At 65.8% G+C, this 17,091-nt stretch carries 14 protein-coding genes; 7 read left to right on the plus strand and 7 right to left on the minus strand.

Annotated elements, in window-relative coordinates; genetic code table 11:
• Positions 1-13 precede the first annotated feature (13 nt).
• Positions 14-1,495, plus strand: a complete 1,482-nt coding sequence (locus ABZ293_RS05760) for an MFS transporter (protein ID WP_355177604.1) — start codon at positions 14-16, stop codon at positions 1,493-1,495.
• Between the two features lie 17 nt (positions 1,496-1,512).
• Here ABZ293_RS05760 and ABZ293_RS05765 read toward each other — a convergent pair whose 3' ends face one another.
• The 3 genes from ABZ293_RS05765 to ABZ293_RS05775 all read right to left on the minus strand — a co-directional run bounded on the left by ABZ293_RS05765 (position 1,513) and on the right by ABZ293_RS05775 (position 4,930).
• Positions 1,513-1,923 carry a PPOX class F420-dependent oxidoreductase gene (locus ABZ293_RS05765; protein WP_355177606.1) on the minus strand — a complete coding sequence of 137 codons (411 nt, stop codon included), beginning with the start codon at positions 1,921-1,923 and terminating at the stop codon, positions 1,513-1,515.
• Positions 1,924-2,039: 116 nt separating this feature from the next.
• Entirely contained in the window at positions 2,040-3,407 is a 1,368-nt protein-coding gene (locus tag ABZ293_RS05770) for an aspartate aminotransferase family protein (RefSeq protein WP_355177608.1), read from the minus strand.
• A 32-nt stretch (positions 3,408-3,439) separates the two neighbouring features.
• Positions 3,440-4,930 (minus strand): CoA-acylating methylmalonate-semialdehyde dehydrogenase, encoded by a 1,491-nt coding sequence (locus ABZ293_RS05775; RefSeq protein ID WP_355177610.1) that lies wholly within the window; start codon positions 4,928-4,930, stop codon positions 3,440-3,442.
• Between the two features lie 338 nt (positions 4,931-5,268).
• Between ABZ293_RS05775 and ABZ293_RS05780 the strand changes: the two genes are divergently transcribed.
• Entirely contained in the window at positions 5,269-6,948 is a 1,680-nt protein-coding gene (locus ABZ293_RS05780) for a PucR family transcriptional regulator (protein ID WP_355177612.1), read from the plus strand.
• Positions 6,949-7,638: 690 nt separating this feature from the next.
• Here the strand turns inward: ABZ293_RS05780 and ABZ293_RS05785 are convergent.
• Positions 7,639-7,788 carry a hypothetical protein gene (locus tag ABZ293_RS05785; RefSeq protein ID WP_355177614.1) on the minus strand — a complete coding sequence of 50 codons (150 nt, stop codon included), beginning with the start codon at positions 7,786-7,788 and terminating at the stop codon, positions 7,639-7,641.
• 178 nt (positions 7,789-7,966) lie between these two features.
• A complete protein-coding gene (locus ABZ293_RS05790) occupies positions 7,967-9,067 on the minus strand; it encodes an FAD-dependent oxidoreductase (protein WP_355177616.1) in 1,101 nt (366 codons plus the stop codon).
• Between the two features lie 276 nt (positions 9,068-9,343).
• On the opposite strand from ABZ293_RS05790, the gene glsA reads away from it, so the two are divergent.
• The 5 genes from glsA to ABZ293_RS05815 all read left to right on the plus strand — a co-directional run bounded on the left by glsA (position 9,344) and on the right by ABZ293_RS05815 (position 15,282).
• Positions 9,344-10,345 carry a glutaminase A gene (glsA, locus tag ABZ293_RS05795; RefSeq protein WP_355177618.1) on the plus strand — a complete coding sequence of 334 codons (1,002 nt, stop codon included), beginning with the start codon at positions 9,344-9,346 and terminating at the stop codon, positions 10,343-10,345.
• A gap of 56 nt (positions 10,346-10,401) precedes the next feature.
• Positions 10,402-11,076, plus strand: coding sequence for a hypothetical protein (locus ABZ293_RS05800; protein WP_355177620.1), 675 nt, complete (start codon positions 10,402-10,404; stop codon positions 11,074-11,076).
• A gap of 178 nt (positions 11,077-11,254) precedes the next feature.
• Positions 11,255-12,430: a helix-turn-helix domain-containing protein gene (locus ABZ293_RS05805; protein WP_355177622.1), complete on the plus strand. Its 1,176-nt coding sequence runs from the start codon at positions 11,255-11,257 to the stop codon at positions 12,428-12,430.
• A gap of 200 nt (positions 12,431-12,630) precedes the next feature.
• Entirely contained in the window at positions 12,631-14,535 is a 1,905-nt protein-coding gene (locus tag ABZ293_RS05810; protein WP_355177624.1) for an ATP-binding protein, read from the plus strand.
• Positions 14,536-14,694: 159 nt separating this feature from the next.
• Entirely contained in the window at positions 14,695-15,282 is a 588-nt protein-coding gene (locus ABZ293_RS05815) for a DUF6328 family protein (protein ID WP_355177626.1), read from the plus strand.
• A 7-nt stretch (positions 15,283-15,289) separates the two neighbouring features.
• Here ABZ293_RS05815 and ABZ293_RS05820 read toward each other — a convergent pair whose 3' ends face one another.
• Both ABZ293_RS05820 and ABZ293_RS05825 read right to left on the minus strand, forming a co-directional pair.
• Positions 15,290-15,922: a response regulator transcription factor gene (locus ABZ293_RS05820; RefSeq protein WP_355177631.1), complete on the minus strand. Its 633-nt coding sequence runs from the start codon at positions 15,920-15,922 to the stop codon at positions 15,290-15,292.
• Entirely contained in the window at positions 15,919-17,046 is a 1,128-nt protein-coding gene (locus ABZ293_RS05825; RefSeq protein WP_355177633.1) for a GAF domain-containing protein, read from the minus strand. The genes ABZ293_RS05820 and ABZ293_RS05825 overlap by 4 nt, the downstream gene beginning before the upstream one ends.
• Positions 17,047-17,091: the final 45 nt, after the last annotated feature.

Raw genomic sequence — 17,091 nt, forward strand, 5'->3', positions numbered from 1 at the left:
ACAGTGGCTGACTGTGCCAGACAATCCCGCGGCGACGCGTTATCCGGTGACGCGGCGGGCGTTCGGACTCGCAATTCTGGTGCTGAGCGGGTTGCAGCTGATGGTCGTGCTCGACGGCACGGTGGTGATTCTCGCGCTGCCCCGACTACAGGACGAACTGGGATTATCGAGTTCGGGTAGCGCCTGGATGGTCACCGCCTACGGCCTGCCCTTCGCAGGTCTGATGTTGCTCGGCGGCCGGATCGGTGACTCGTTCGGCCGCAAGCCCATGTTCATCGCCGGGGTCGCGCTGTTCACACTGGCCTCACTGCTGTGCGGACTCGCCCAGAACGATGGGATGCTGATCGCGGCCCGCGCGATCCAGGGCACCGGTGCGGCGCTCGCGGCCCCGACGGCACTGGCCCTGGTGGCGACCACCTTCGCACCCGGCCGGGAGCGCAACAAGGCGATCGCGATCTTCGGCTCGATGATGGCGGTCGGCTCGGTCGGCGGTTTGGTGATCGGCGGCGCGCTGACCGAGGCGAGCTGGCGGTGGATATTCCTGATCAATGTGCCGATCGGGGTGATGATCCTGTGGGGTGCGCTGTTCCAACTGCGCGATACCACCCACCATCGACTACCCCTGGACGTGCGCGGCGCGGTGCTCGGCACGGCGGCGTGCGCGTCCTTGGTATTCGGTGCGACCGAGGGACCCGAATTCGGCTGGGACAGTCCGATCATCATCGGCTCGCTGGTCGCCGGTGTGGTGCTGCTGATCTGCTTCGTTCTCGCCGAGCGGTGGGTCCGCAATCCGCTATTGCCCTGGTCGCTGTTCGATCACCGCGACCGCAACGCGACCTTCGGTGCGATCCTGCTGGCCAGCGGAGTGCTCGGCGCGACAACCTATTTCGCGGGTCTGTTCGTCCAGAATGCCGTCGGATACAGCCCGCTGGTCGCCGGGCTCGCCTTCATTCCATTCACCATCGGCGCGGGTATGGGTACCGCGCTCGCCTCGAAACTGGCGATGACCGTGGCGCCGCGCTGGCTATTGAGCGGTGCCGCGGCGATCATGGTCGCCGGATTGCTGTTCGGCTCGACCCTGGACCGCGGCGTGCGGTACCTGCCGACGCTGCTGGTGCTGTTCATCGTCATCGGATTCGGCATCGGCGTGGCGGTGGTGATGGTCCCGCTGTGCGTGCTGGTCGGTGTGCCGCCGAGGAATATCGGACCGCTGACGGCGGTCGGCCAGATGTTCATGAATCTGGGCACACCGATCGCGATCGGACTGCTCGCACCGGTCGCCGCCACCCGCACGCTGTCACTCGGTGGCACCACCGGCAAACCCTCCGACATGACCCCGGCCCAACTCGATGCCCTCGGCAGCGGTTACACGCTGGTACTTTTCGTCGCCGCGTTCGGCGCGCTGCTCGTCGGTCTGATCGCGCTGACCTTGCGATACACCGCAGCGGAGGTGGGGCAGGCGCAGCATGCTCAGGAGGCGGCCAAGCAGGGGTGATCCGCTCGGCCGTCGGCTCACAGGCGGCCGGCGACCTTGTGCGGGGTGACCCGGACGATCACACGGGGTCCGTCATTGACGGAGGCGGGGTTGAATTCGACGTACGGGAGTCCGTGGTAGTGGTTCGACAGCTTGTTCGGGAGTGCCTTGTCCGGATCGGGTGTCAGGGTGGCGGTGCCGCGAATCTCCGCGTACACGTACGGGTTCTCCGGCGGATTGATCATGATGGTGATCCGCGGGTCGCGGGCCAGGTTCTTGCCCTGCTGGCGATCCACGGTGGTGGAGAACAGCAAGTCATCGCCGTCGCGCTCGAGCCAGATGACGGTCAGATGCGGTTGTCCGCTCGGCCCGATCGTGGCCGCGGTCGCATACACCTTGGCCTCGTCCAGATACTTCTTCAACTCATCGGAAAGCACAGCACTGGTCATGCGGGGGTGAAACGTCCGGCCGATCAAGGACATTCCCGATCCGATCGGCCGGACGCGCGCTAGGTATTGTCGGATCAGGCCGCAGGCGAGGCCCGGGCCGCTGCCGAATAATCTGCTCAGTCCACGTGCCCGTCGGCAATTGAAAGCACCTGGTCGAGGATAGCCAGCCCCTCCTTCGCCTCCGCCTCGCCGATGACGCACGGCGGGACCACATGCAGCCGATTGAAATTGACGAAGAGCAGCAGGCCCGCCGCCTTCGCCGCGGCGACCGTCGCCGACATCGCGGTGCTGGTGCCGCCATAGGGGGCCAGCGGTTCGCGAGTTCGCCTGTCCCGCACCAGTTCCAGCGCCCAGAACACGCCCGTACCGCGCACCTCACCGATGCTGGGATGGCGTTCGGCGAGTTCGTGCAGACCCGGACCGAGGACTCGCGCACCGATATCGGCGGCATTCTCCACGATTCGCTCGTCGCGCATCGCGTTGATGGTGGCGACCGCGGCCGCCGTCGCCAACGGATGACCCGAATAGGTCAGCCCGCCCGGGTAGGGGCGATCATCGAAGCTCGCCGCGATGGCCGGACTGATCGCGACACCGCCGAGCGGCACATAGCCGGAGTTCACCCCCTTGGCGAAGGTCACCAGATCGGGGACGACACCGTCGAAATGCGCTATGGCGAACCACTTTCCGGTGCGACCGAAACCCGACATCACCTCATCGGCGATGAAGACGATGCCGTACTTATCGCACAGCTCCCGCACACCCGCCATATATCCGGCCGGTGGCACCATGATTCCCGCGGTGCCGGGGATGGATTCGAGCACGATCGCGGCGATCGTATCCGGCCCCTCGAATGCGATGGTCTGCTCGAGATGCGCCAAAGCGCGTTCGGCTTCCTCGGATTCGGTGCTCGCGTGGAATTGCGACCGGTACAGGAACGGGCCGAAAAAGTGGACGACCCCGCTATTGCCGTGGTCATTGGGCCAGCGTCGCGGGTCGCCAGTGAGGTTGATCGCGGTCTCGGTGCCGCCGTGATAGGAGCGGTAGCGCGCGAGCACCTTGTAGCGCCCGGTATGTAGGCGCGCCATCCGGACCGCATGCTCGACGGCATCGGCGCCGCCATTGGTGAAGAAGATCTTGTTCAGCTCGCCCGGGGTCCGCTCGGCAATGAGCCGGGCGGCCTCGGAGCGGGCGTCGTTGACGTGCTGCGGTCCCACGGTGCACAGCTTGGCGGCCTGTTCCTGTACCGCGGCAACGACTTTCGGATGCTGGTGACCGATATTGGTGTTCACCAGCTGCGAGGAGAAATCGAGCAGGCGGTTGCCATCGCCATCCCAGACGTAGCAGCCCTGGGCCGCGGTGATGGTCATCGGCGTCAGCTGTGCCTGCGCGGACCAGGAGTGGAATACGTGGCGACGGTCGAGCTCGTAGGCGCGCGCGGCGGCCCGCCTGGCATCCTCGGCTGTCAATCCATTCGGGAGGGTCATCGGCGAGTTCTCCTGCGTGAGTCGAGGACCGGCTACTTGTTCTGCGGGAATCCGAGTTCGAGTCCGCCGTGGCTCGGATCGAGCCAGCGCGTCGTCACGGCCTTGGCCCTGGTGAAGAAGTGCACGCCCTCGGTGCCGTGCGCGTGCGAATCGCCGAACAGCGAGTTCTTCCAGCCGCCGAAGCTGTAGTAGGCCATCGGAACCGGGATCGGCACATTGATGCCGACCATCCCGACCTCCACCTCGTTGTGGAAGCGCCGCGCCGCGCCGCCGTCATTGGTGAAGATCGCGGTGCCGTTGCCGTAGGGGTTGTCGTTGATCAGGGCCAGCGCCTCGTCGTAGCTGTCGACACGCACGACCGACAGCACCGGGCCGAAGATCTCATCGGTGTAGACGCTCATCTCGGTGCCGACGTGATCGAGAATCGTTGGCCCGAGCCAGAATCCGTCCGCCTCCCCGTCGGCACGAACGCCGCGTCCGTCGAGAACGACAGTGGCACCGGCGGAATCGCCCGCATCGATATAGGCGGCGACGCGATCGCGGTGCGCACGGGTCACCAGCGGGCCCATATCGGTATCGCGGGTGCCATCGCCGGTCTTGATGGTCTTGGCGCGCTCGGTGATCTTGGCGACCAGTTCGTCGCCGACCGCGCCGACCGCGAGCACCACGCTGATCGCCATACAACGCTCACCCGCGGAGCCGAATCCGGCGTTCACTGCGGCGTCGGCGGCCAGATTCAGGTCGGCGTCGGGCAGCACGACCATATGGTTCTTGGCGCCACCGAGCGCCTGTACGCGCTTGCCATTGGCGGTGCCGCGCTGGTAGACGTACTTCGCGATCGGTGTCGAGCCGACGAATGAGACGGCCTTGATATTCGGATTGTCGAGCAGTTCGTCGACCGCGACCTTATCGCCCTGCAGCACATTGAAAACCCCTGCGGGCAAACCGGCCTCGTGCCACAGCTCGGCCAGCCACAGCGAAGAGGACGGATCCTTCTCACTCGGCTTGAGCACCACGGTATTCCCGGCGGCTATCGCGATCGGGAAGAACCACATCGGCACCATCGCCGGGAAGTTGAACGGTGATATCACCGCGACCGGGCCGAGCGGCTGGCGGATCGAGAAGATATCCACCTTCGTCGACGCATTCTCGGTGAATCCGCCCTTCACCAAATGCGGGATACCGCAGGCGAATTCGACCACCTCGAGGCCGCGGGTCACCTCGCCGAGCGCATCGGAGCGCACCTTGCCGTGCTCGGCCGTGATCAGCTCGGCGAGTTCTTCCTTGCGTTCATTGAGCAGTTCGCGGAACCGGAAAAGGATCTGGGTGCGCCGCGCCAGCGAGGTATCGCGCCAGTCCGGAAACGCTGCCTTGGCCGATTCGATCACCGCCCTGGCATCCTCGACACCGGCCAGCGCGACCTGCCCGGTCACCACCCCGGTCGCCGGATTCGTCACCGGCGCGGACGCCGAACTCGTGCCAGCAAAGGGCTTGCCGTCGAGCCAATGCGCGATTGTCTGCATATTTCCTCGATTCGTTCGTGAGCGTTGGGGGTGTCGTCGACCGCTGAGCTGTTGGGTGCCGATGCACCGTTGTCCCCGGCTGGTCACCGGGATCCGGGACGCGCCGTGGGCGGTGCTGCACGGATGCTTCGATCGGATCCCAGGGTTCGCCGGGGTGGGGTCATCTGGTTGTGGCTGCCGGGCTTGCCGGTCGGGCTGGCGGCGATCGTTGCCGTTCAGCGGTGTGCCGGTGGTGACGGTGTGTCGGATGCTGTTGTGGTCCTAACTCTGCACTATGGACCGGCCAAATCGACCCAACGATCTGTACGTGATTTCGGATCTTGTTTTACAATTTGTAGGTGCTGCTCTCCGTTGCCGATGTGCTGGCCATGCCGGTCGTGCGCGCGGGCGAGCCGCAGGTCGTCGGTGGGGGATCGCTGGATCGGCCGGTGCGGTGGGTGCACGTCAGTGACCTGCCGGATGTCGCCGAACTGCTGGTCGGCGGGGAACTGATGCTGACCACGGGCTTGGCACTGACCGGTGGTGACGAATCGACGGTCGCCTATCTGCGGTCGCTGGCCGCGGCGGGGGTGGCCGGGCTGGTTGTGGAACTCGGCGATGCTGTGCCGGAGTTACCTCGGGTGGTCGTGGAGCTGGCCGATGAACTCGAGCTGCCGGTGGTCGCGCTGCATCGGGTCACCCGATTCGTGGAGATCACCGAGGCGGTGCACCGGGTCATCGTGGCCGACCAGTACGCCGAACTGGAGTTCGCGCGCACCGTGCACGAGACGTTCACCGAGTTGAGTGTGCGCCGGGCCTCGCTGGCCGAGATCGTCAAAACCGCCGCGGACATGCTCGATTCCTCGGTGGTGCTGGAAGATCTGGCGCACCGGGTACTCGCGCTCACCGCCCGGCATGCCAGTACCTCGACGATCCTGGAGAACTGGGAGACCACCTCGCGACTCTGGCCCGACAGGTGGGATGTGGTCGCGGTCGGCCCGCATACCCAGCGGTGGGGTCGGCTGATTCTGCGATCGAGTCGGGTCCCGACGTCGCGGGCGCGCATGGTGCTGGAGCGCGCGGCCCAGACGCTGACGCTGCACCGGATGATCGACAAGGACCGCTTTGGCCTGCATCGGCAGGCGCAGACCGGACTCATCGACGATATGGTCAATGGCCGTGTACTCGACGAGCGCGATGCGCAGGCCAGGGCGGCCGCGCTGGGTCTGCTGACCCGTCGGGTGAACTACGTTCCGCTCGCGGTAGCCGTCGCCGCCCTCGCCGAAGCCGACCAGGTCGCCAGGCAGCGCCGCAGTGCCGGCGTGCTGGACGCGGTGACCCACGGGCTCGGACTGTCGAAGGCGACCGCATTGACCGCGGCCGAGCACGGCGATCGGGTCGGCATGGTGCTCGCGGTTGTGCGCAGCGCCGATCTGGACGACACGCTCCGTGCCGTATGCACGGCGATCACCGCCGAGGTGCGGCGGGTGGACGGGGTGCACCGCGTGGTCATCGGCGTTGGCGCCGAGGGGGATTCGCTGCTGGATACCGCGCGCGAGTTGGCGCACGCGTCGCACGTCGCCGAGGTTGCGCTGTCGCTGGAGTCGTCGGTATCCGATTTACCGCGCTCACGGGGCACGGCGGGGGTGCGCTCCGCTATCGCCTCGGGGCCTGTCGCTCGCGTGGCAGAGCCGCGGCCGTTCTATCGCAGCGGCGATATCCGATTGCGCGGACTGCTCTCGCTGATCCGCAATGAACCCGGTGTGCAGAGTTTCGCCGAAACGGAGCTGAGTGCGTTGCTGCGCTACGACATTCAGCATGCGGCGGATCTGACGCGCACGCTGCGGCAGTTCCTCGATGTGGCGGGCAATAAGACCGAACTCGCCAAGCGGCTCAATATCAGCAGACCGACCCTCTACGATCGGCTCGCCCGCATCGAGCGGATCCTCGACGTCGACCTCGAGGACGGTGAATCCCGTACCTCGCTGCACACCGCACTGCTCATTCGCGACCTGTCCGCCGACGCCGACATGCTCTAGCCGAACCGGAATTCCCTCTGCAATTAGCCACTTCTCGCCTAGCACAGCCGCACCGCTGTCGAACGCTCGAGGAATGACAGCGCCTCTGCTGGAAAGAGTTCGCGCGGAAGCACTCGCAGGCCCAGCCCACCGGACACCGCCACGGTGTGCTCGCTTGATCCGATCGTAGGGGTAGGTCACGGACTCGACGGCGGTCGTCAACTCCAGACCGTCGCTCAGGTACCGGAGCTGCAATACCGCACCCGGATCCGCATATCGCCGCACCCGCGGCGAGCCGCGCCGAGCTTCCAGCACCGACAACACCGCCAGAACCACCAGCACGCCCACATAGATCGCCAAGGTCGTCACCACCACGGCGAAACCGCTGGTCCAGGTGCGATAGCGACCGGGCGAAACCGTCAGCGAAATCAGATACCGGAGAAGGCGGTAGCCCATGATGATGAGGGTGACGCCCGCAGCGATCAGCCACACCTCATGCCTCCGCCACTTCAGCGCCAGCTCGTCGCGGGTAATCCACACCGCCGTCTGCGGACCGGCCGGGTAGCGGACGACCATCGCACCAGCCTGATCGCGATATATCAACGCTCGCCCGGAATCCAACGGTACCTCCCTGCATGCTAGACGTACTTTACTCTCGGACAACGGATTACGTAGGGCGCCCGGCACCAGATCAGGGCCCTGCTGCGCGGCCTACCGATAAATCCGCACCGGGCTGCCCTTGACGTGGTTGCGTGGCACCTTCTTGGTGCGAATGGTGCGCACGGCATCGGTGCGCCAGGTGTCGGACGAATCGTCGAACGCCCACGCCTCGGCGGCGTCGAGCACCGGCAGCTTCTTCACGAAGCTGTGCAGATCGGCCAGCTGTTTCTCCAGGAACAGCAGGTAGGAGACCTACGGATGTCGTCACATTGATTGCACGACACCACATTTCAAATACTCTTCCACCGCTCGCGGGCAACAGTGCAGACCGGTCCGCGCGGACGCATCCCTATTTCGATGGCGAGTGCATTGCTAGGGGTCAGACCAGGTGTGTGGCCATGCGGGCCACCTCTCTGGCACAGCCCCAGGACAGCGTCACGCCGGAACCGCCGTGCCCGTAGTTGTGCACCAGGTGGGTCTCGGTCTCGAAGTCCAAGCGCACGTCCTGTTTTCGCGCTGGATGCAGCCCGACTCGAATCGAGTGGTCGGCCGTGGCGGTGCGCAATGCGGGCAGGAACCGGCGGCAGCGTTCGACCATATCGCGGATCGGCGGGTACTCGCCATCGAGGTCGAGGGACCATTCGCCGGGTTCGACCAATCCACCGAGTACGAGGGTGTCGTTACCGCGCGGGACGATGGAGACCATATTCTGTCGGCCCAGGCTCGCATCATGGGCCATGAAGTGCGCGGCCGTGATTCGCGGCATCTCGATACCATCGTTGAGCACATGCACGAGCGCGCCGCGTAGCGGATAGATGGTGTCGTCGCCGGCCAGCTCGGCTGCGCCCAGACCGGCGCAGTTGATGATGATATCGGCGCGATACTCGGCGCGCAGGGTCGCGCTGCGCTCGCGCAGATCCCCGTCGACGCCGCGAATCCGCACATCGACGCCCTCGGCCAGCGCCCAATCCAGCAGCCACGGCAAATAGACCTCGGTGTCGACCATCGGCGCGAGGTAGGAGTAGGCGTCGACCGCGCCTGCCTCGGGGTTGACCCCGTGCTCGTCGATCAGCGCGGCGTCATGCCGAAATTCCTTGATGTAATTGCGCATTTCGGTGGCCTTGTGCCGCTGTGCCGGATCGTCGAGGAGCGGCTTGCGCAAATAGCAGACGGCCGGTCGCAGGAAGACGCCGCTGTGCGGGTCGGTGCTGAGACGTTCGAATTCGCGGTAGGAGACGTAGCTCCAGCCTTTTGCGCGAGCCAGTGAGACGGTGTCGGTATGTGCGCCGCAGACGGCGGGTGGCCACTCCCACAGCGCGCCCGCGACCATGGACACGGTGTCGGGGGCCCGGTGGCGGGTGAGAATGGTGACCTTGAATCCGCTGTGCCGCAGGCATAGTGCGGTAGTCAGGCCGTTGACTCCGGCGCCGATAACCAGAGCAGTGGGCGCTATTTTGCTGGTGGGAAAGGCGGTTGGCATAGGCATCACCGTTCAGAGCAGGTGTGGGGGCTGGCGATTCGCTCAATGGAGGTTAGGCGGGCGCCGACCTGCTCGGTCTGGGCGCCCGCACAATCCTCGACATGCGTGAATGTGTTGTTGCCCAACATGTTCGGTGCGCGACGAATGCACAGCGACGACCGGTCGAGCGTTGTGCGATCGGCCATCGGCCGACGGTCGCCATTCTGGTTCCATCGACGGATCAACTCTCGTTCCCTGTCCGGCGTCACGCTGTGGCACAGCATTCTGGAGGCCCCGTTGAGCACACTCGCATCGGCATCGCCGATATCGGTCGGTCGGACGCGACGCGGCGCTGTCGGATCCGAGTTCACCGAGTTCACCGACGAGGTGACCGATATCTACCAACGGCTGGCCCCGACCGACGACGGTGCGTTCGCGGTTTCGGTATGCACGGTGGACGGTCAGCGTTTCTCCGTGGGAGATGCGCGTGACGGATTCTGCGTGCAGTCGGTGTGCAAACCCGTCAACTACTGTTTGGCACTGCAGGCGCATGGTCCGGAGCGGGTGCACCGGTTTGTCGGCTACGAACCGAGCGGGCAAGCGTTCAACGCGCTCGTGCTGGCCGAAGACGGATTGCCGCACAATCCGATGATCAATTCCGGCGCGATCATGTGTTGTTCGCTACTGGCATCGCATCATGATCCGGCTGCCGGTTTCGAGTACATAATGGATACTTGGCGGCGGTTGACCGATTCCACTCGGCCCGCGTTCGATGCGAATTGCTTCCGATCCGAAACAGAGTCGGCCGAGCGTAATTTCGCGATCGGCGAGCTGATGATGGACGCCTTTCCGGCAGGAGCCGAACTCGGGCGGACCCTCGAGCTGTACCTGCGGTGCTGTTCGATCGAACTGGATGCGGAATCGCTCGCCGTCGCTGCGGCAGCCTTCGCGAACGGCGGTCGGACGCCGTTGACCGGACGGCGAATATTCAGTCCCGCGACGGTACGTCGATGTCTGTCGCTGTTGTCGCTCTGCGGAATGTACGACTACTCGGGGCAATTCGCGTACTCGGTCGGGCTGCCCGCCAAGAGCGGGGTATCCGGCGCGATCATGGTGGTGATACCGAACGTGCTGGGTGTCTGTGTGTTCTCGCCCCGGCTCGATCGGCGCGGGAACTCGGTGCGCGGAATCCAGTTCTGTCGAGAGTTGGCGTCGCGGTTCGCCTTTCATCCCTATTACCACGGCGAGACCGGTACTCGGCGACGGTCTCTGAGTGGCTCGTGGGGAGCATCGCGATGACTGCGGGGACCGATAGTGGCGGCCGGGCTCGGCGGATGAGAGACATAGTGTCCGCCTTGGACCAGACATACGATCCGCGCACCGCGCGACTGCTCACCGCTCTCGGTGTGCACAATGGGTCGCGGGTGCTACTCGTCGCGGGCGGTGCGGGACTACGCCGCTGGGCCGCGGAGACGGTGGGCGCGACCGGAGTTGTTGTGGTGGCCGAGCCAGGGCGAGGGTTACCCGAGCAGACGTTCGACTTCGTGCACGGCAGGATGCTGCTCGGCGGCGTGCGGCGGCGTGATCGCCTGTTGGCGCGGATGGTCACGGCACTCGCGCCGGGTGGGGCCCTTCTGGTCGAGGAATTCGACTGGTGCACCTATGGTCCCGCCGCACCGGACCCGGCCGCGGCTGCCACGATGGATATCGTCCGTGCGCATCTACGTGGGGTCGGCATCGACCCGACTCTGGGGCGTCGACTGCCGCGATTACTCCGTGACCTCGGGCTCAACGAAGTCGACGCGGAGGGCGTTGTGCTTACCCTGCGCGGCGCCACCGCGCCGCTGGATCCGGCGCACCGGCAGTTCACCAGCCGCGCCCTGGAGCGGCTCTGCACGGCAGGCCTATTGAATCCGCTGACGGTCAAGGCATTTCAGGAGCGGGTCGGTGATCCCGACTACGACGTCATCGCACCGACATTGATGTCGGTCTGGGGTCGACGGCTGATGGCCGCGCCGACGGGTAAGTAGTCGGCAGTGGCACCCGCACAGATCGGCCGAACTCGGGCTGCGCGCTCACTGTTTTCGCGATGTTTTCGGCGACGTCATTCTATGGTGGATCGGGAAGTTCTATCGATTGGGGGACGCTTCGCCCCGTGCACGCAGACGGCCCGGTCCGTCCGAAAAACCGTTTCCTGCACCAGATTCGGTGCTCGCATCGGCCGCTGCCGCGGTGCTGCAACGGCGGGCCGAAGTCACCGAGCGCATCGTCACGCTGGTAGTAGCCCAAGAACCGGCCTATCAGCCGACCGGTCAGATCCCTGTCGATGTGCTGAGCCGATCCGTCGACGCCAACGTGCAGCGCATTCTGGAGCGGCTGGCCGGTGTGGTCCGATCCGAGGACGAGGAACTGGCGGTGGCCCGCACCACCGGCAGTCGTCGTGCGCGGCAGGGGGTGCCGCTCGAATCGGTGCTGCGTGCCTTTCGTCTGGCTACCCAGGGGATCATGGATATGTTGCTGGCCGAGGCCAGAGCCAGATCCGCAGCGGAACTCGACGCGTTCCTGGATGTGGCGACCGTGGTGATCCAGGTGGTGGACCGCCATTCGGTGGCCGTCGTCACCGGATACCGCGAAACCGAGGCACAGCTGCAGCGTCGCGATGCCGAGCGGCGACAGGCGGTCTTCGACGCGCTGCTGGAAGGGCGGGGCGGCGATCCGGCGACCGCTGCCGAGGCGCTGTCGGTACTCGGGTTGCCGTCGGACGGATCGTATGTCGTCGTGGTCGCCGCCATCGACCTCGCGGTTCGACCCGCGCTCGGCGTCACTCGGGACGCCTGCGCCGCGTACGCCTATGCGGGTGCCTGGCGTATCAGGGGCGATCGGGAGATCGGGATTGTCGCGCTCGCGGAGTCTTCGGTGCCCCGGCTGATGACCGTGCTTCGTGCGAATTCTGTTGGGCCGATCGGTATCTCAGATCGGTTCGACGCCATGCATGAGGTCCCGGAGGCTTATCGCGCGGCGGATATCGCATTGCGGACCGTCGCCCTCGACAGTGCGGAGGTCGCCTGGATCGCCGAGCGGCTACCCGAGGCTTTGGTGGTGAGCAGCCCGAATCTGTCCGGTCGGCTTGCCCGCTATGCCCTCGGTTCGGTGCTGGCGTTGCCCCGTGGCGAGCGCGAGCTGCTGCTGCGGACGCTGGCGATCTGGTACCGCAACGGACTCTCCGCGAGCCGGGCGGCGAAACAGCTCTACTGCCACCGCAATACGATCCTCAATCGATTGCGCCGGATCGAAACCCTGACCGGGGGCTCGCTCGAAGATCCGCGGCATCTGCTCAATTGCTATCTCGGGCTGCTGACGCTGGAATTGCTTCCCGCACAGTGACATCGGCGTCGCCGATGGTGCCCCTCTCCGAATGGAGATCGCCATCGGCAGCTACGCGCCGCCGTCGCGCGACGGCACACTGAACCGATCCGCACTTGGTGACGAAGCCGTCGCGGCTTCGCGGGTGCGGGTCTCATTGAACCGCTGACCTGGGAAGTAGGAATGTGACTGGTCGCTGGTTGTCACCCCAACGTTGGCGGGTGCATACGAAAGTCGCTGTTGTAGTGGTATTTCCGCTGATCGTGGCGATCACGCTGGCCACGCTGCGCTTGGTCGGCGAGATCGGCGAGGCCGTTCGGCTCGCCGATGCCGCCGAGTACTTGCACAGCGTGGACGCGGTGGTCGCGGTCGGCGCGGCCACGACCGTGGTCGCTGGTCGCCAAACGGCGGGCACCATTGTGCCCGAGGACAAGGTGCCGCTGATCGATGCGATCTCCCGGCTCGATTCCGCCCGCCGCACGCCGGGCTTGCCGCCGGTGGCCGCGGCGTCGATGGAGCGAATGTTCAAGGCCGCAGCCCGGTTGCGCGATATGGACGTGCGCTCGCTGGTGTCCATCGATGATCTCGGCGAGATTCAGCGCACGGTCACCACGAGCGCCGACACCACGGTGGAAGCGCTACTGCGCCCGATGAATTCGGCCGAGGTGACCGACCATCAGCATCGATTGCTCGATGTCTGGGCGGCCCAGCGCCAGATTTTCGCCGTCGCGGTCGGTCTGGTGCGGGTGATCCGCGACCCCAGCGACCCCGGCACCGAACTGACCGCGGCGACGGGCGCCGAGACAGTGCTGCTGGACAGATTGAGCAGGCACTATCCATCCGATGACCCCCGAATCGGTGACCTGCGTGCCTCGCTGGCCGCGCAACTGCCACTGATCATGCGTGTCCGCGCGGCAATTCCGTCGGGGACCGAAGCGGTCCGCGCGGTCGGATACGGCGATGCGCTGGTGCATGACCTGGAGGTCTACAGCACATTGGTCGCCGAGGCCGCGAGCGTCATCGTCGCCACCGTCGCGGCGCGCGTGTCCGAGGCACGAACCGCCGCCGTCCGCGACTCCATCGTTCTGCTGATCACGCTGGTGATCGGTCTGGCGATGACAGTGGTGGTCGGCCAGGCACTGGTGCGGCCATTGCGTCGACTGCACGACAGCGCCCGCCGGATCGCGGAGGTCGAGCTCCCGGCGGAGGTCGAACGGATCAGTACCAGCGATCCCGATGACGTCATGGTCATCACTTCGGTGCCGGTGGATTCCGAGGAAGAAATCGGCCGCTTGGCCCGTGCCGTCGACGATATCCACGGTCAAGCGCTGCATCTGGCGGGCGAGCAGCGCAGGCTGCGGCTGATGGTCAACGATCTCTTCGATGCCCTGGCCCGGCGTACGAATTCCCTGCTCGAGCGCCAGTTGCAGCTGATCGAATCACTGGAGGGCCGGGAGGAGGATCCCAAGCGGTTGGCCAGTCTGTTCCAGCTCGACCATCTCGCCACCCGGATGCGGCGCAACGGTGACAACCTTCTTGTCCTTGCGGGTACCCACCTGTCGAGAACCCGATCGACGCCGTATCCGATCCGCGATGTGATGCAGGCCGCGGTGTCGGAAGTGGAGCACTACCAACGGGTCCGGGCCAGCGCGCCGTCAGATGTCGCGATCATGGGCGCGGCCGTGGTGGATATCGTGCATCTGCTGGCCGAGTTGCTGGACAATGCGCTGCGCTGCTCACCCCCGGACAGCCAGGTGTTCATGCATTGTGATCGGATCCGGGATGGCGGGCTGGTGATCGATATTGTCGACCAGGGCATCGGAATCCTCGCCACCGACCTGGACGTCCTCAACCGGCGCCTCGCCGCACCACCGGAGATCGAAGCCGAAACCGCCCGTCGCATGGGACTTTACGTGGTCGGTCGGCTCGCTGAACGGCACGGGATCAGTGTTCGGCTGCGTCCCACCGAGACCGATCGGCTCGCGACGGGGATCACCGCGGTGATCGCAGTGCCCGCGATGCTCATCCGAGCGACGGGGGAGGTTTCGGGGCGGCCGGTGCTACCGGATCCCGAACACATTGGTCGCAACGAACTGGTCGTGGAACGTGGCCGATTCGGTACCTAGGGCGCCGCTTCGGTTGAGATACGCACGCGGACAACCGAATTCGGCCCACTGGGCAGCCGCACAGCGAACGGGGCCGATCCCTGTGCGGAAGGTGAACAGAAAATGGCCGAAACGTAGATAACGTATATGAACTGGGAAAACATAAGGGGTGCAGGAACAATGGTGGTGGAACACGACGGATGGGCGTCGGGACAACGAATCGGTGCGGCGCCGTGGCGCCCGCCCGCGAATATCCGGTTGGTGAAGGCGCCCGCTCGCGCGGCCACCGCGGCCGCGAATCCGGGCGAGCACGTGGCGCGGACCGCCCCCGAGCGATCGTATGCGGAGATTCTGCAGGAGATTCGGGTTGCGCAGGGGGTGGCCCAAGCGGTGGTCGCTTTCCAATTGGGACTCGGCTTCACCAGCCGATTCAGCCTGACCGAGCCGACGCAGCGGATGCTCTATGTCATCATGCTGATGCTCAGCGTCACCGCGATAGCGCTGCTGGTTACTCCGATCGTCTACCGCCAGTTGACCTTCCGGCATCACCGCGAGCCGAAGATGGCGGTGGCCAACCGCTGTGTGCTGGCGGGCCTGACCATGCTGATGTGCTCGGTTGTCGCGAGCCTGCTGTTCGCCCTGTATGTGGTGTGCGGGGTCGCGCTCGCCCTGGCCGTCGCGATCGCCACCTTCGTGTGGTTCGTGATGTGGTGGTTCGTCTACCCGATGTGGGCTCGCGGCCGCTACGCCGACTGTCCCGAATCATGAACGGCGACTAGAGGATTCCGAGTTGATTGGCGCGCGCCAGGGCCTCGACCCGGTTGTGTGCGCCCAACTTCTCCAGGGTCCGCTGCAGATACGTCTTCACGGTATTGCGGGTGAGGCCGAGTACCTCGGCGATCTCGGGATTGGTTTCACCCATCGCGACCCGGCGCAGGATCTCGTATTCGCGCCGGGTCAAGCCGTGTTCGCGCAACTTGCGGTTCACCAGAATCCGGGCGTCGGTGCCCAGGTCCTGATGCATGACTTGCTCGCCAGCGACCACGCGCGCGATCACATCCACGAGATCGGCGCGGTCCACATCCTTGATCATCGCGCCGTGCGCGCCTGCGGCGAGCGCGGCGGCCACGGCGGCATGGTCTGGGTAGGCGGTGAACAGAATGATCTTGGGTGGCTGCGCCAGGCACAGCAGGGCGCGCACGACCTCGGGGCCGAGCATATCGGGCAGGCGCAGATCGAGCAGGACCACGTGCGGGCGCAATCGCCGTACCGCATCGATGGCTTCGCGTCCGGTACGGGCGAATCCGACCACTCGCAGCCAGGACGTCGACTGGACCGCGAGGGTGACACCGTCGGCCACCACCGGATGGTCATCGGCGACGAGTACCTGGATCACCTCGTCGGTCATGCGGGAACCCAAGCTTGCAGGGTGAATCCGTTGTCGTCATCGCGAATCATGCTGAGGGTGCCGCCGATTCGGCCCAGCCGCTCGGTGATCGAGGCCAGCCCGAGTCCGGTATCGGCGAGTGGCGCGTCGGGTGGGCCGTCGCCATCGTCGGAGACCGCCACCACGACGCCGTCGCGCACCGCGAAAACACTGACTACGACCGAGTGGGCATCGGCGTGCTTCTCGACGTTCAGCAGGGCCTCCCGGGCACTGTCGGTGAGCGCGGTGATCGCCGCCGCGGAGAGCGCGGGCAACTCGGTGAGGGTGATCATGCGTGCCTCTATCTGGGTGCGCTGCTGGAACGCCCGGCAGTGCGCGCGCAGCGCCACGCCAAGGGCAACTTGTTCCGGCGGTGCGCTCAATGCACGCAGCGAACCACGCAGTGCCGCAGCGGCTTCGGCGGCCTGCTGTTCGAGAATGCTCAACCGGCAACGGATTTCGCGATCCAGATCCGGTTCCGCTCCTAGTCGGCGGATGCCCGCCCCCAGGGTGAAAAGCATCGCGCCGACACTGTCGTGCAGTTCGAGGGCGACCCGACGGCGCTCCTCGTGCATGGCGACCTCGGCGCTGTGGCGGGCCCGCTCGGCGACGATCTGTGCCGTCGCGGTCCGGCTGGCCAGCTGCTCCAGGGTGGCGGTGGTGCGGTCGCCGAATTCCGAGCGCTGGCGGGTGGCGCCATAGAGCACGCCGAGCAGCCGATCGTGGTGCTGAATCGGCACGGCGATCATGGATCGCACCTGTTCGGCCTCGGCTTCGGCGCGGAAGCGGTCGCCGACCCCGGAGGTGCCGAGATAGTCACTCTCCCAATGCGGTCGGCGACTCAGCAGTACCCGGCCGCCGACGCCGATTCCGGCGGGCACGACCAAACCGTTGATGACATCGGTGGCGTTATTGACCGCGTCACGTAACACGATGCGGTCCTCGTGCTCGGGTTGGCCCACCCAGGCGAGATCGACACCGGTGAATTCGGGTACCGAGCCCACCATCCGGCGCAACGCGGAGTCCTGGTCCAGCAGGGTGAGGACATCGGTGTAATCCCGATCCAGCGCGACGAGCAGATCAGGCACCGACGTCTTGTATTGCACGAACGTTCTCACCTCCGACCACGCGCCGATCGCGACGATCCAAGC

The organism is Nocardia sp. NPDC005998 (assembly GCF_040614395.1).
Taxonomy (GTDB): Bacteria; Actinomycetota; Actinomycetes; order Mycobacteriales; family Mycobacteriaceae; genus Nocardia.